At 72.7% G+C, this 14,127-nt stretch carries 15 protein-coding genes; 7 read left to right on the top strand and 8 right to left on the bottom strand.

Translation table 11 applies throughout. The features are described 5' to 3' along the window. Positions 1–50: 50 nt before the first annotated feature. Entirely contained in the window at positions 51–395 is a 345-nt protein-coding gene (locus AB0J40_RS09985) for a VOC family protein (protein WP_086680024.1), read from the top strand. A gap of 20 nt (positions 396–415) precedes the next feature. Then, positions 416–1,312, top strand: a complete 897-nt coding sequence (locus AB0J40_RS09990) for a 2-hydroxyacid dehydrogenase (RefSeq protein WP_364450181.1) — start codon at positions 416–418, stop codon at positions 1,310–1,312. On the opposite strand, the gene AB0J40_RS09995 is transcribed toward AB0J40_RS09990, so the two are convergent. The 3 genes from AB0J40_RS09995 to AB0J40_RS10005 are packed head-to-tail and all read right to left on the bottom strand — an operon-like array spanning position 1,293 to position 3,316. Further along, complete coding sequence (locus AB0J40_RS09995; RefSeq protein ID WP_364450183.1) at positions 1,293–1,487, bottom strand: DUF397 domain-containing protein; 195 nt, start codon at positions 1,485–1,487, stop codon at positions 1,293–1,295. The two genes, AB0J40_RS09990 and AB0J40_RS09995, sit on opposite strands and share 20 nt — an antisense overlap. After that, positions 1,474–2,307 (bottom strand): helix-turn-helix transcriptional regulator, encoded by an 834-nt coding sequence (locus AB0J40_RS10000; protein WP_364450184.1) that lies wholly within the window; start codon positions 2,305–2,307, stop codon positions 1,474–1,476. Before AB0J40_RS10000 ends, AB0J40_RS09995 begins: the two co-directional genes overlap by 14 nt. A gap of 55 nt (positions 2,308–2,362) precedes the next feature. After that, positions 2,363–3,316: a GNAT family N-acetyltransferase gene (locus AB0J40_RS10005; RefSeq protein WP_364450185.1), complete on the bottom strand. Its 954-nt coding sequence runs from the start codon at positions 3,314–3,316 to the stop codon at positions 2,363–2,365. Between the two features lie 55 nt (positions 3,317–3,371). Between AB0J40_RS10005 and yaaA the strand changes: the two genes are divergently transcribed. After that, a complete protein-coding gene (gene yaaA / locus AB0J40_RS10010; RefSeq protein WP_364450186.1) occupies positions 3,372–4,118 on the top strand; it encodes a peroxide stress protein YaaA in 747 nt (248 codons plus the stop codon). Here yaaA and AB0J40_RS10015 read toward each other — a convergent pair. Both AB0J40_RS10015 and AB0J40_RS10020 read right to left on the bottom strand, forming a co-directional pair. Further along, positions 4,105–4,809, bottom strand: a complete 705-nt coding sequence (locus tag AB0J40_RS10015; protein WP_364450188.1) for a GNAT family N-acetyltransferase — start codon at positions 4,807–4,809, stop codon at positions 4,105–4,107. The two genes, yaaA and AB0J40_RS10015, sit on opposite strands and share 14 nt — an antisense overlap. Beyond that, on the bottom strand, positions 4,806–5,876 hold the full coding sequence (locus tag AB0J40_RS10020; protein WP_364450189.1) for an FAD-dependent oxidoreductase: 1,071 nt from the start codon (positions 5,874–5,876) through the stop codon (positions 4,806–4,808). The genes AB0J40_RS10015 and AB0J40_RS10020 overlap by 4 nt, the downstream gene beginning before the upstream one ends. Positions 5,877–5,960: 84 nt before the next feature. Between AB0J40_RS10020 and AB0J40_RS10025 the strand changes: the two genes are divergently transcribed. After that, positions 5,961–6,515 carry a suppressor of fused domain protein gene (locus tag AB0J40_RS10025; protein WP_364450191.1) on the top strand — a complete coding sequence of 185 codons (555 nt, stop codon included), beginning with the start codon at positions 5,961–5,963 and terminating at the stop codon, positions 6,513–6,515. Here the strand turns inward: AB0J40_RS10025 and AB0J40_RS10030 are convergent. Both AB0J40_RS10030 and AB0J40_RS10035 read right to left on the bottom strand, forming a co-directional pair. After that, a complete protein-coding gene (locus tag AB0J40_RS10030; protein ID WP_364450193.1) occupies positions 6,485–7,351 on the bottom strand; it encodes a LysR substrate-binding domain-containing protein in 867 nt (288 codons plus the stop codon). The two genes, AB0J40_RS10025 and AB0J40_RS10030, sit on opposite strands and share 31 nt — an antisense overlap. 1 nt (position 7,352) lies before the next feature. Then, a complete protein-coding gene (locus AB0J40_RS10035; protein ID WP_364450194.1) occupies positions 7,353–7,790 on the bottom strand; it encodes a cytidine deaminase in 438 nt (145 codons plus the stop codon). A gap of 99 nt (positions 7,791–7,889) precedes the next feature. Here AB0J40_RS10035 and AB0J40_RS10040 point away from each other — a divergent pair, with 99 nt between their 5' ends. Next, positions 7,890–8,795 (top strand): MBL fold metallo-hydrolase, encoded by a 906-nt coding sequence (locus AB0J40_RS10040; RefSeq protein ID WP_364450196.1) that lies wholly within the window; start codon positions 7,890–7,892, stop codon positions 8,793–8,795. Between the two features lie 607 nt (positions 8,796–9,402). On the opposite strand, the gene AB0J40_RS10045 is transcribed toward AB0J40_RS10040, so the two are convergent. After that, positions 9,403–10,935, bottom strand: coding sequence for an NAD(P)/FAD-dependent oxidoreductase (locus AB0J40_RS10045; RefSeq protein WP_364450198.1), 1,533 nt, complete (start codon positions 10,933–10,935; stop codon positions 9,403–9,405). 271 nt (positions 10,936–11,206) lie between these two features. Between AB0J40_RS10045 and AB0J40_RS10050 the strand changes: the two genes are divergently transcribed. Together AB0J40_RS10050 and AB0J40_RS10055 are read left to right on the top strand one after the other, a co-directional pair. Beyond that, entirely contained in the window at positions 11,207–12,163 is a 957-nt protein-coding gene (locus AB0J40_RS10050) for an RIO1 family regulatory kinase/ATPase (protein WP_364450199.1), read from the top strand. 355 nt (positions 12,164–12,518) lie between these two features. Then, positions 12,519–14,108, top strand: coding sequence for a DEAD/DEAH box helicase (locus tag AB0J40_RS10055; RefSeq protein ID WP_364450201.1), 1,590 nt, complete (start codon positions 12,519–12,521; stop codon positions 14,106–14,108). The last annotated feature ends 19 nt before the right edge of the window (positions 14,109–14,127 follow it).

Here is a 14,127-nt window from a genome sequence, read left to right on the forward strand (position 1 = left end):
GGGTTACTCGCCGGCCCGTTTTTGTCGGTGGTGCCCGCTAGCTTCGGGGCATGGCGATCCACATGGGCATGATCACGATCGACTGCGCGGACCCGCGCGGTCTGGCGGAGTTCTGGACGGCGGCGCTGGGTACGACGGTCGCCCAGGACTACGGGGGCGAGTTCCTGGTGCTCGCGCCGCCGGAGGGCGGGCTGCCGCTCGGGCTGCAACGGGTCCCGGAGCCCCGCGCGGGCAAGAACAGAGTGCACGTCGACTTCGGCGGCGATGATCGCGCGGCGGAGGTGAAACGGCTGGTCGGGCTGGGTGCGAAGGAGGTGGCGGAGCATTCGGTGCCGGGGCTGGCGTGGACGGTGCTGACCGATCCGGAGGGCAACGAGTTCTGCGTCTCGGGGTAGCCCGGCGGTAGAAAGGCGGCATGAGCGCTCGCGTACTGCTGCCGTGGACCGACATCGACGTGCCGGAAGGGGTCGAGGCCGCGTACTACGACGGGGTCTCCTCGCCGCCGCGCGACCTGGGTGACGTCGAGTTCTACGTGCTGCCCTACGACCGGGGGCCCGAGCCGCCGAAGCTGATCCCGGAGCTGCCGGCGTTGCGCGTGGTGCAATCGCTGTCGGCCGGGGTCGAGGCGATCGTGCCGTTGCTGCCCGACGGCGTGCGGCTGGCGAACGGAAGGGGACTCCATGATTTGAGCGTCGCGGAGCACGCGCTCGCGCTGATCCACGCGGCGCAGCGGGACCTGCCGCGGTGGTTCGCGCAGCAGGCGCGGGGCGAGTGGACGCGGGAGCACACGCGGTCGCTCGCCGACAGCCGGGTGCTCCTGGTCGGGTACGGCTCGATCGGGCAGGCCATCGAGCGTCAGCTCGTGGCGGCGGAGGCCGTGGTGACGCGGGTGGCGAGCCACGCGCGTCCGGGCGTCCACGGCGTCGACGAGCTGCCCCGCCTGCTGCCGGACGCCGACATCGTGGTGCTGATCCTCCCGGACACCCCGGCGACGCGCGGCCTGTTCGACGCGAAGGCTCTGGCCGCACTGCCGGACGACGCCCTGGTGGTGAACGTCGGCCGCGGCACGACCATCGACACGGACGCGCTCCTGGCCGAGACCCGGTCCGGCCGGTTGCGCGCGGGCTTGGACGTCGTCGACCCGGAGCCGCTGCCGACGGATCATCCACTGTGGACGGTTCCGGGCGTGGTCATCACCCCGCACATCGCCGGCGGATCGGCATCGTTCTACCCGCGCGCGAAGAAGCTGGCGGCCGAGCAGCTGCGGCGGTATGTGGCGGGCGAGGAGCTGCTCAACCTCGTAGAGAGCTGAGGACGGCGCTCCACGCGGCGGGGGTGACGGTCAGCTGCCCCTGCCCGCGCGCCTTCGTGTCCCGGATGCCGACGGAGCGGTCGAGCCGCACCTCGACACAGTTGCCCTCGATCGCGCTGTAGGTCGACTTGCGCCACCTGTTCACCGCCCGGCCTCCCGAACTATCGCGCCGCATCCCGGAGCAGGGCTCGGGTATCGGCTTCGCTGAGCGCCTCCTGATCCACCAGCTTAGCCAGCGCGCGGTATCTGCCAACCCCCTCGTTATCGTGCAGGAACGAGCTGGCGTGGTGGTGCTCCAGGTACACGATCGGCGAAAGGGCGGCGAATTCGTAGAGCACGAATGAGCCCGCCAGGCCGGGGTGATACCCCACGTCCCCGGGCACGATCCGCAGGGTCACATTCGCGAGGTCCGCCATCCGCAGCAAGTGGTCGATCTGATCGGACATGCTCCCCGGCCCGCCGATTTCCCGCCGGATAACCGCTTCGTCGATGATCGCGCTGAAGCGAACAGGATCCCGGCCGTGCAGGATTCGCTGCCGTCCCAGCCTCGCGACCAGCCGGTGGTCGGCTTGCTCGAGGGTGATCTGCGAATTGCTCAACAATTCGCGGGCGTAGTCTGCGGTCTGCAGCAATCCCGGCACGATCGCGACTTCCCAGTTGAAGATGCGGCTGGCCGTGCGCTCGTACTCGAGGATGCCGCTCAAGACCGGCGGCAGGTCGGACGGGTTGGAATCGAGCCAGTTGTCGTCCTTGGCGCGTCTGGCCAGGCGCATCATGCGGTCATAGGTCGCGTCGTCGACTTGGAGGGCGCCCAGCAGCCGGGCCACGTCCTCCGGGGACGCCACCCGCTGTCCCTTTTCCCACGCCGACACCAACTGCGGGAGAATTCGCACCATCCGGGCCAGTTCGCGCAGTCCTTTACCGCGCGTCGTCCGCAATTCGCGCAGCGACGCGGCCAATGCTCTCGCACCCGGGGAAGCGGAAGTCGGCTTCATAGGGCGATGGTACGAACACCGTCCATTCCCCGATCGGCGGTGGGGCGTCCCAGAATCAGGACAGGACGTATACGTGCCATTCGTCGTCGACGCGGAATCCGCACCGTTCGTAAACACCCAGGGCGCGGTGCGCGTTGTCGACGTCGACGTTCAACGCCGACCGGTCGAATCCCGCCGCCTTCGCCGCCAGGAGCGTGTGCCCGAGCAGCCCCGACGCCACGCCGCGGCCGCGCAGCACCTCGCGCGTTCCCACCCAGGTGGCGTAGTGCTCGCGGATGCCCGTCGCCGCGGCTTCGGACTCGTAGAAGTGGCTCAGCACGAACGCGAGCACCTTGTCGTCGTCGAGGACGAGGAACGACAGGTCCGGGCGGAAGTCCTTGGAGCCGGTGACCAGGTGGCGCCACGCGTCCGGCCCGTAGACGGTGCTGCCCCAGTGGCCGGCGAAGGCGTCGTTGCGGGCGTCGAGCGCCGCTAGGTCGTACTTGAAGTCGAACGGCTCCGCCGTGATGCCCTCCGGCAGCGGCGGCTGTGGCGGCAGGTCGGCGAGGCCGACGCGCATGTTGACCATCGTCCGCTGGTGCGTGAACCCCGCGCCGGCGAAGACGCCGGCGATCCACCGCTCGTTCTGGTGCTGGCCGTGGTGCAGTTCCATCGGCGCGCCGGGGAAGGCGCGCTCGTGGACTTCGCGGCTGGTCCGCGTCAACCACTCGACCAGGTGAGTCCCGACGGCGTCGGTCCGGTGCTCGGGGTGCACGACGGACTGCAGCCGGATCATGTGCACCGGGTTGGCGGCGTCGCGGCGGCGGATCAGGCCGTAGCCGACGAGGGTGTCGCCCGCGAAGGCGCCGATGGTGGCGCGGGGCAGGTCGACGTTGGGCGCGACCAGCTCGTCGCGGAGGTCTTCGTCGCTGAAGTGGTCACCTGTCCGGTCGATCTCCTCGGCGGCGGCGTACAGGCTGGTGAGCGCGGGGACGTCGTCGAGGGTCAGCGGGCGCCAGGTCAGGTCCATGCCCGGAGGCTAGGCCGGACGGCGGCCACCGCGCACTCCGATTTACGCTCGGCAGGTGCTGGTGCTCCTCCCCCCATCCGAGACCAAGGCCGACGGCGGCCGCGGCGGCCCGCTCGACCTCGACGCGCTGTCGTTCCCCGAGCTGAACCCGGCGCGCGCGAAGCTCGCCGACGCGCTCGTCGAGCTGGCCGCCGACGTCCCGGCCAGCATCGCGGCCCTGGGCATCACCGAGCGGCAGGCCGGCGAGGTCACCCGCAACGCGCAGCTGTGGACGTCGCCGACGATGCCGGCGCTGCGCCGCTACACGGGCGTCCTGTACGACGCGCTCGACGTGAAGAGCTTCACGAAGGCGGGCTTGGAGAAGGCGCACCGGCGGCTGGCGGTGACGTCGTCGCTGTTCGGCGTGGTCTCGGCGACCGACCCGATCCCGGCGTACCGGCTTTCGGGCGGGAACTCGCTGCCGTCGGTGGGGACGGTCCGCGGGCACTGGAAGCCGGTCCTCGAGCCGGTGTTGCGGCAGGTCGAGGGCCTGGTGGTGGACCTGCGCTCGGGAACGTACTCGGCGTTCGCGAAGCTGCGCCCGGACGCGGTGACGGTCCGCGTGGTGACGGAGAACGCCCACGGCGAGCGCGTGACGGTGAGCCACTTCAACAAGGCGTACAAGGGTCGCCTGGCCCGAGCGCTGGCGGAGACGCGCGCGGAACCGTCCACAGTGGACCAGCTGGTGAAGGTGATCACGAAGGCGGGCATGACGGTCGAGCGCACCGGCGACCACGCACTGGAGCTGGTCACGGAGGGCTGACGGCCCGTTCGAAGAGAGCACCGGAGGTGCCCCCGGCGACCCGCACGAACCGGAAGCCTTGGCCGCGGTAGTAATCGTGCAGCCGGGTGTTGGTGGTCCAGGCATCAAGCCGGACGAACCGCTTTCCCCGCCGCCCGGCTTCCACGGCGGCTTGGTCGAGCAACCAGCTACCGACGCGTCGCCCGGCGAAGGCACGGTCGACGGCGAGGTGGTGAAGGTAGAGCGCGGAGCCGGGATCGTCGGCGGGTAGCCAGAGATCGGCGGGGTGGGTATCCCGCAGAACCATGGTGCCGACAGCGACCGCCGCCGCTGCGCGGTTCACGGGCGAGGCACCCAGAGCCGGCGAAGCGCCGGCCGTCGCTGCAGGCGCGGTCGCAGCTGGGCGGAGCCCGCTGGCCACCGAAGCACCGCTCGCCGCCACACCAGTCGAGGCCGGCGACAACGCCACCCCGGCCACCGCGCCGAAGCCGCCCACCGGCGAAGCGCCGACCGTCGCTGCTGCGGCCGGCAAAATCTCCGCCACCCGGAGGCAGCCTGTCGGGAGGTCCGGGCTCAACTCCTCCGCGCGCCACCTCGCTCCCTGCCACTGGTCCGTTCCCCGCCCGGCCAGCCACTCGACCGCGCCGTCCAGAATCCGCAGCAGGGTCGGCAGGTCCTCCTCCCTTGCGCGGCGGAGGCGGTACTCGCTCAAAACCGGTCCGGGGCGAACGGCGTCAGGTCGAAGCCCGGGTCCTCGCCCAGCGCCACCGACGCCACCAGCTTCCCCGCGAACGGCGCGTTGGTCAGCCCGCCCGCGCCGAATCCCGTCGATACCGCCAGGCCCGGGCGGATCGCCCCCAGGATCGGCAACCCGTCCGGGGTGCCCGGGCGGAAGCCGACCCGGGTCTCCGCCAACGTCGCGTCCGCCAGGCCGGGCGCCACCGTCAGGGCGTTGTCCAGTACCTCGCGCTGGCCCGCCGCCGTCACGCGGTAGTCGAAGCCCGACTCCGCCTCGCGCGTCGCGCCCGCCACCACCCGGCCGCCCGCGAACGCCAGCAGGTAGTGGCTCGTGCGGGGCAGCACCACCGGCCACGCCGCCGTCTCCGTGCCCGGCAGGTCGAAGTGGCTGATCTGGCCGCGGTGCGGCGTCACCGGCAGGTCGATCCCGAGCGGCGCCAGCAGCTCGCGGCTCCACGCACCCGCCGCGACCACCACGCTGTCCGCTTCCAAGGGGCCGTCCGGGCTCGCGACCGTGCCGTCGGCGCGGAACGCCACTTCCCCTTCGACGAACTTCGCGCCCCGGCGTTCGGCGTCGAGCAGCAGGGCTCGGCGCAGCTGGTGACCGTCGACGCGGCCCGCGCCGGTCAGGTGCACCGCGCCCAGCCCGGGCGCCAAAGCCGGGAACAGCTCGCGCGCCTGGGCCGGGTCGAGCCGGCGGACTTCACCCGCTTCGGGCGCGTCCGCCGCCCGCGCGGTCAGCCGCTCGTGCGCCTCGGCCAGCTCGGCGTCGTCGGCCGACACGACCATCCCGCCGACGACCTCGAACGACGAGTCCGCCAGGGAAGCCGTGAATTCGCGGTAGTACCGACCGGCCGCCGACGCGAGCGGGTACAGCGCGTCGTCCCAGCGCGACGTCCACGGGCTGACGATCCCGGCGCCGGCTTCGGTGGCCGTCCCCGGGCGGGCCGCGTCCGCGACCACCACCTCCGCGCCCCGGCACGCCAGGTGCCACGCCGTTGCCGCGCCGCCGATTCCGCTTCCGATCACGAGCACTCGCATGCTTCCCACCCTGCCCGAAAGTGCCGCGCCCGGGCCAACGGGCTTGCCACGCGCGGCCGGCGGACCGGTCGTATGCTGCGCGCCATGCCGAGCCGTGCCGAGCGGTATGTCGCCCATCTCGACACCCTGACCGGGGACGTCGAACCCCGCCTGCAGCCGATCGCGTCGACCCACGCCGGGCTCGACGACGTCATCGCGTTCGTCTACGCCGACGAGCCGGAACCGAGATACCTGACCGGCGCGACCTACGGCCTCTCGCTCGCCGACCACGCCGAATGGCACGGCGTGAAACCGGAACTGTGGATCAGCGTCCGATCCGACGACCCGATCTGGGCGCTGGCCATCGGCTACCTCGCCGAGCAGCTGCGGGGCACGTGCCCGTTCGTCTACGGCGACACCATCGACTTCGGCGAGCCGATCGCCCCCGAGTCCGCGATGACGGCGTTCGCCGTGTCGGCGCCGGCGGGCCTCGACGCCCACCAGTACACGCTGATCGACATCGGCGGCCCGCCCGTCAGCATCGCCGGCTGCTACCCGGTGCACGACACCGAGCGCAAGTACATCCGCGAGCACGGCATCGACGCGTTCTGGCAGCTGGACTGGGACCTCTACGACGTCCGGCGCCCGCCGGTCGTCTGATACGCGGCCGTCGCGAGCTCGGCGAACGACCGCACCAGCGGGCCGGCGTCCTTCCAGGCGACGACCACCGGGTTCGGCGCCAGGTCGGTCAGCGGCACGACCGTCAGGTCGCCTGGCGGCCGATGGCCGAGCGGCATCAGGCCGACGGTCCCGTTCCACAGCACCGCCTGCAGGCACTCCTGGACGCCGCGCACCACGGGACCCTCGCGGGGTTCGCCGCCGTGCCAGTACGCCTGCCAGACCGGGTCGGTGCCGTCCGGGAACCGGAACCAGCGCCGGTCGGCCAGATCGGCCAGCTCCAGGTGGTCGCGCCGGGCCAGCGGGTCGTCGGCGCGCAGCACCGCGCCCACCGGATCTTCGCGCAGCCGGTGCACGGTCAGGCCGGCGTCGTCGAACGGCCCGCGGGTCAGCGCGACGTCGACGAGCCCGGCGCGCAGCCCGCACGTCGGGTCGGTCAGGTCCGTGTCGCGGACGCGGACCTCGACGCCGGGGTGCCGCCGCCGGTAGGCGTCGGCCAGCCGCGTCGCGTCCGGGTCGGCGCTGTCGGCGAGGATGCCGACAGTGATCGCCGCGGCCCCGGCCGCCGACGCCACCCGCACGCGCGCCTGGTCGGCCTGCTCCAGCAGGGCGCGGGCCTCGTCGAGCAGCGCCGAGCCGGCGGGCGTGAGCGCGACGCCGGCGGCCGAGCGCACCAGCAGGACGGCGCCGACGTCGGCCTCCAGCTGCTTGACCGCACGGCTCAGCGGCGGCTGGCTCATGTGCAGCCGCGCGGCGGCCCGGCCGAAGTGGAGTTCTTCGGCGACGGCCACGAAGTACCGCAGCGTGCGCAGCTCCACCTCAGCGCCCGGCTTCGTACGGCCAGACGTCGTCGGGGAAGACGCGCGCGAACCAGTGCGGCTGGCAGTCCCGCAGCCGCAGGGCCCGCCACCGGCGCGGGTCCGCGGGCTCGGGGACGGCGACCTCGACGTCCGGGCCGTGGGCGAAGAGCCGTTCCTGGCAGACGCCGCAGGGCGCCAGGACCCAGTAGCCGCGGTCCTCGTCGGCCGCCGTCACGCAGACCGAGCCCGTCACGCGCCGCCCGAGCTTGAAGGCCTCGCAGATCGCGCCGGTTTCGTGGCACAGGCTGACGGCCTGGTTCGGGAAGTCCGGCGCGGTGCTCGTCAGCACGGTGCCGTCGTCGAGGCGCAGTGCCGCCGCCCCGGACCACGCCGTGCCGCCGAAGCGGTTGCGTGCCAGCGCGATCGCCGCGTCCACCAGTTCCTGATCGACTGCCATGCGCCGACAGTAGCGCTGACCGGCGACGATGTTCTCCTGGTATCGGCACCTCCCGATCGGTCTTGGACGGCTTGCCCCTCCCGGCGGTGGAATCGGGTCATGACCGACCTGACCGATCCCGCCGTGCGGGTGGCCGGCGCCGTGGAACTCGCGCCGGACCTGCTGGTGATCCCCAACCACGGCGTCGACCTCGTGCCCAACATCGGCGTCGTGGGCGGCACCGAGGCCGTCCTAGTCGTCGACACGGGCCTCGGCACCGCGAACGCGGCGGAGGTGCTCGCGTTCGCGACGTCCGTGGCCGCGGGCCGCCGCCTGTTCCTGACGACGACCCACTTCCACCCCGAGCACGCGTACGGCGCCCAGGTGTTCGCCGGCGCCGCGACGTACCTGGTCAACCGCGGCCAAGCGGCCGACCTCGCCACGAAGGGCGCGGGCTACCTCGAGATGTTCCGCGGCCTGGACCCGGTGGTGGCCGCCCGGCTCGAGGACGTCCGGGTGCCCGTGCCCGACTCCGTGTACGAGGGCACGCGGGACCTCGACCTCGGCGGCCGGACCGTCCGGCTGCGGCCGACGGGCCGGGGCCACACCCCCGGCGACCAGGTCGTCGAGGTCCCGGACGCCGGCGTGCTGTTCACCGGCGACCTGGCCGAGACGGGGCAGTTCGCGATCCTCCCGTGGTTCCCGCCGCACGACACGGACGTGACGGGTGTCGGGTGGCTTTCGGTCCTGGACGGGCTGGTCGCGGACGGACCGCGGACGGTGGTACCCGGGCACGGAGAGGTCGGCGGGGTGGCGGTGCTCACCGACGTCCGTGACTACCTGCGCGAGCTGCGGGACGAGACCTGGCGCCGCCGGGAGGCCGGGCTCGGGCTGGATTCGGTTGTCGCGGAGGTGCGTTCGGTGCTCGTCGAACGCCATCCGGAGTGGGCGGGGCGGGAGTGGATCGAGCCGGGGGTCGGGTGCCTGTGCTCCGAGCACGACGCGCAGGCAGCCGCCCGGGGGTGATCCCGATTGGCGAGGGGCTCGCCGTCGGGCGGGGTGGGTCCGGTGCCTCTGGGTGGGTCGACCGCCGGGGTGCTCGCCGGCCTGGGGCCGCCGGAGTGGGTTCTCCGCCGCCAAGGGCGGGTTCGCGGCCGTGGGTGGGTTCGCGACCAGAGCAGGTCCTCCGCCGGCAGCGGGCTAGCGACCGGGGTGGTTCGCGACCGGAGCCAGCTCTCCGCCGCCGAGGGCGGGTTCGCGGCCGTGGGTGGGTTCGCGACCAGAGCGGGTCCGCCGCCGCTGGCAGCGGGCTCACGACCGGGCTGGGTTCGCGACCGAAGCAGGTCCTCCGCCGCCGAGGGCGCGTTCGCGGCCGGGGATGGGCGCCGCCGAGGCCGGCCAGGTCCCGCCGGGGTTGGGGTTCGCCGCGGTTGGTTTCGCCCACCGGGAAGGGTTCGCCGCCGTGGAGGGGCACCGCCATGGATGGGTTCGCCGCTGCGGATGAGTTCGCCGCCGCTGCGATCGCTGCCGCCGGGTGGGTTCGCCGCTGCGGTCGCTGCCGCTTGCCGCCGCGGGGTGGGTTACCGCCGCAGCTTGCCCGGCCGCTCGGACTCGGGGCGCTCCGGACCGCTCCTCACCTCTTGCCCAAGACCGCCATTGCCGCGTTGTGGCCGGGTATGCCGCTCACGCCACCTCCCCTCACGGCTCCCGCGCCGCACAGCAGCACTCGTTCGTGCTCGGTCTCCACTCCCCACTTCCCTTGCTGTGCCGGGTCTTCCGCGTACGGCCACGCCAGGTCGCGGTGGAAGATGTGGCCGGCCGGCAACCCCAGCTCGGCCTCCAGGTCGAGCGGGGTCTTCGCCTCCACGCACGGCTTGCCGTCCGGGTCCGTCAGCAGGCAGTCCTCGATCGGCTCGGCCAGCACGCTGTTCAGCGAAGCCAGCGTCGCGCGCAACGCCGCTTCGCGAGCCTCCTCGTTGCGTCCTTCGAAGAGGCGGGCCGGCATGTGCAAGCCGAACAACGTCAATGTCTGCGCTCCCGCTGCCCGCTCGGCCGGGCCCAGGATCGACGGGTCCGTCAGCGAATGGCAGTAGATCTCGCAAGGCGGCAGCGAGGGGATCCTCCCCGCCGCCGCCTCGCGATACGCCGTCTCCAGCTGGAGGTAGCTCTCGTTGACGTGGAAGGTGCCGCCGAACGCCTCAGCCGGGTCGACCCGCGGATCGCTCAGCTTCGGCAGCCTGGACAGCACCATGTTCACCTTCAGTTGCGCTCCCTCCGGCCGGTCCGGCGGCTCCTCGTCCAGCAGCCTCGCGAGCGTCGCCGGCGCGACGTTCGCCAGGACGTGCCCGCCGCGTACGACGTGCTCCGCGTCGTCGCGGCGGTAGCGCACCTCGCCGTCCGGGGCGACGGACAGCACTTCCGCGCCCGTCACGAGACGCGCTCCCGCGGCGGCCGCCACCGCCGCGAGCGAACCGGTGACCGCGCCCATGCCGCCGACCGGGACGTCCCAGTCGCCGGTGCCGTTGCCGATCACGTGGTAGAGCAGGCACCGGTTCTGCCGCAGGTCCGCGTCACCCGCCGCAGCGAACGTGCCGATCAGCGCGTCGGTGAGCACGACGCCGCGGACCGTGTCGTCACCGAACCACGACGTCAGCGTCTCGCCGATCGGCCGTTCGAACAACGCCGACCACGCCTCGGCGTCGTTCACCCTCGACCGGAAGTCCACTTCGGACAGCAGTGGCTCGGTGAGGGTGCCGAAGACGCGCTCGGCCACACCGGTGGCCAGCGCGTAGAACCGTTGCCACGCAGCGAAGTCCGCTGCGGAGCCGGTGACCGCGCGGAACGACGACGCCGTCCGGTCGTCGTCGCCCGTGTCGACAAGGAGACCCGTGTCGCCCCTCGGCGTGTAGGACGACATCCGGCGCCGCAGCAGCCGGACGTCGAGCCCCAGGTCGGCCACGATCTTCTTCGGCAGCAGGCTGACCAGGTAGGAGTAGCGGGAAAGCCGGACGTCCACGCCGTCGAACGCGCGGAACGACACGGCGGCGCCACCGGTCTCCCCGCGCCGTTCGAGCACGAGCACCGACCGGCCCGCCCGCGCCAGGTACGCGGCCGCCACCAGCCCGTTGTGCCCGCCACCGACGACCACGACGTCGTAGCAATCCATCCACCCCTCCTCGGGTTCGCCTGCCCGTTCATCGTGGCCACGTCGGTGGGCCGAATTCAAGGAAACGTCGCGAACGGTCCTTTCGCGCTATTCGGTTGCGCGGAGCGTCACCGACCCGGCAAGCTGATGCGCAACCGGCAGGGAGCCGGGGTCGAGAGCGGGGAGGTGCCGTCGTGATGGATGTCCGGGCCCTTTCGCGCCCTCACCCACCCGCCCCCCGGAGCTGACCACGCGCCCGGTGGGGCATCCCTGACCAAGGAGAACCCCACCAGTGCGCATGCACGACTTCGAAGACTTCGACGAACAACCCGTCCGCCGCCGTCAGGCGCGGTCACGCCGCCAAGGGCGGTTCGAGGACCCCGAGCCCACCCGCAGCGGGCGGCTCACCGAAGGCGAACGCGTCCGGCTCGCCAAGCTCCGCGACGACGCCTACACCGAAAACCGGCTGCCGGACGGCGCCGACCGCTGGTCCACCTGGGACGACGCCGAACACGGCCCGCTGCCCCGGCCGGACTGGGTCGTCACCGAGCTCGCCGCGGTCGACACCGACCTCGGCGTCCTCAAGACCGGCAAGGAGGCCGACGTCCACCTGTTGCGCCGCGGCCTGCCCGGCACCGAAGGCACGCTGCTCGCCGCGAAGCGCTACCGCAGCGACGAGCACAAGCTGTTCCACCGCGACGCGGGCTACCTCGAAGGACGGCGGATGCGCCGGTCCCGCGAGATGCGCGCGATCGAGCACCGCACCGCGTTCGGCCGCAACCTGATCGCCGAACAGTGGGCCGTCGCGGAGTTCGCCGCGTTGAGTCGCTTGTGGACGCTCGGCGCACCCGTGCCGTACCCGGTGCAGCGCAACGGCACCGAGCTGCTGCTGGAGTTCCTCGGCGAGGACGACGGGACGGCCGCCCCGCGGCTGGCCCAGGTGCGCCCGGATCCGGACGAGCTGAAGGACCTCTGGTTCCAGGCCACGGCCGCGCTCGAGCTGCTCGCGTCGGAAGGGCTCGCGCACGGCGACCTCTCGGCGTACAACCTGCTGGTGCACCACGGCAGGCTGATGGTGATCGACCTACCGCAGGTCGTCGACGTCGTCGCCAACCCCGGCGGGGCGGAGTTCCTCGCCCGGGACGTGCGCAACCTCGCCGGCTGGTTCCACGGCCGCGGCCTCGGCGAGCACGTCACGAACACCGACGGGCTGCTGGCGGACCTCGTTTCCGCGGCCGGGCTCGGCTAGCCGCGCGGCGGCGTCGCGGGTGTGGCCCGGAACACGTCTGCGACGCCGCCCACAACGGGTTACCTCCATGACGCCGCCCACAACGGGTTACCTCCATGCGGAGGACCAGCTCCCCTTCAGGTACAGTGAACACAGACCGCAACCGGCGGCGTGGATGTAGTTGGTGTCCGTCGCCTCCAAAGCCACCGAATGGCTCGCGGTGATCCGTAATCCCAAGCGGCGCGCAGTGTCGGAAAAGCGACAAGACACGGTGTGCCGGGTCCGTCCCTGTGAACGCCCACCGCACACCATCTTGCCCTGCCTGCGCGCAGGGAGCCCGGGCCTCCTTGTGACGAACCATGTCCGAGAGGCATTTGTGACCGTCACGTTCAACTCCGGCCCTTCCTCGACGTCCGCGCGCGCGGACCGTCCCGACCGCAAGCCGCGCACCCGCCCGGCCGGTGGGGACATGCTGCGCGACGACGCCGTCGAGCTCGTGGCCACCAAGACCTTCGCCCAGCTGGGCCTGCCGGAGCCGCTGCTCCGGGCCCTGGCCGACGCGGGCATCAACAACCCCTTCCCGATCCAGTCCGCGACCATCCCGGACGCGCTGGCCGGCCGGGACGTCCTGGGCCGCGCCCAGACCGGCTCCGGCAAGACCCTCGCCTTCGGCCTGGCCATGCTGGCCCGGCTCGACGGCGGCAAGGCCCGCCCGAAGCGCCCCCGCGCGCTGATCCTGGTCCCGACCCGCGAGCTGGCCATGCAGGTCGCCGACTCGCTGACCCCGCTGGCCAAGTCCCTGGGCCTGTGGTGCCGCACCGCCGTCGGCGGGATGGCCTTCGCCCGTCAGGCGGACGCGCTCTCCCGCGGCGTCGACCTGCTGATCGCCACCCCGGGTCGGCTGTCCGACCACGTCCGGCAGGGCACCGCGCACCTGGGCGACTGCAACTTCATCGCCCTCGACGAGGCCGACCAGATGGCCGACATGGGCTTCATGCCGCAGGTCCGCGAGATCATGGACCTGACCCCGCCCGGCGGGCAGCGGCTGCTGTTCTCCGCGACGCTCGACGGTGACGTCAACCGCCTGGTCAAGCAGTACCTGACCGACCCGGTCACGCACTCGGTCGCGCCGTCGACCGCGAGCGTCACGACCATGGACCACCACGTGCTCCAGGTCTCGCACCAGGACAAGCAGGACGTCATCACGCAGATCGGCGCCCGCGAGGGCCGCACGATCATGTTCGTGCGCACCAAGCACCACGTCGACCGCCTCACCGAGCGCCTGCGCGAGCAGGGCGTCCACGCGGCCGCGCTGCACGGCGGCAAGACGCAGGGGCAGCGCAACCGCGTCCTCGCCGACTTCAAGGAAGGCCACACCCCGGTGCTGGTCGCCACGGACGTCGCGGCCCGCGGCATCCACGTCGACGACATCTCGCTGGTGCTGCACGTCGACCCGGCGGCCGACCACAAGGACTACCTGCACCGCGCCGGCCGCACGGCCCGCGCCGGGGCGTCCGGCGTCGTCGTCACGCTGGCGACGCACGACCAGCGCCGGATGGTCCGCCGGCTGACCGACCGGGCCGGCGTCCGCGCCGAGTCCACGACGGTCCGCCCGGGCGACGACGCGCTGTCGCGCATCACCGGTGCCCGTGAGCCCAGTGGCGAGCCGGTCGTCGAGCGGCGGCGCGAGAACCCGCGTCGCGGCGGCGGCTTCCGCGGCGACCGCGGTTTCGGTGGCGGCCGCGGTGGTGACCGTGGCGGCTACCGCGGTGGCGACCGCACCCACAGCGACCGCGGCAGCAGCTACGGCGGCGACCGCGACCGCGGTGGCGAGCGTGGCGGCTACCGCGGCGACCGCGAAGGCCGTCCCGGTGGCTTCGGCGGCCGCGGCCGTCAGCCCCGCTCGGGCAACGGCGGTGGCTACGGCCGCCCGAGCCGTGGCCCGCGTCGCGGCTACGACAGCTGATTCCCCCTGGAAGCCCCGG

Source organism: Amycolatopsis sp. NPDC049691 (genome assembly GCF_040675005.1).
GTDB lineage: Bacteria > Actinomycetota > Actinomycetes > Mycobacteriales > Pseudonocardiaceae > Amycolatopsis.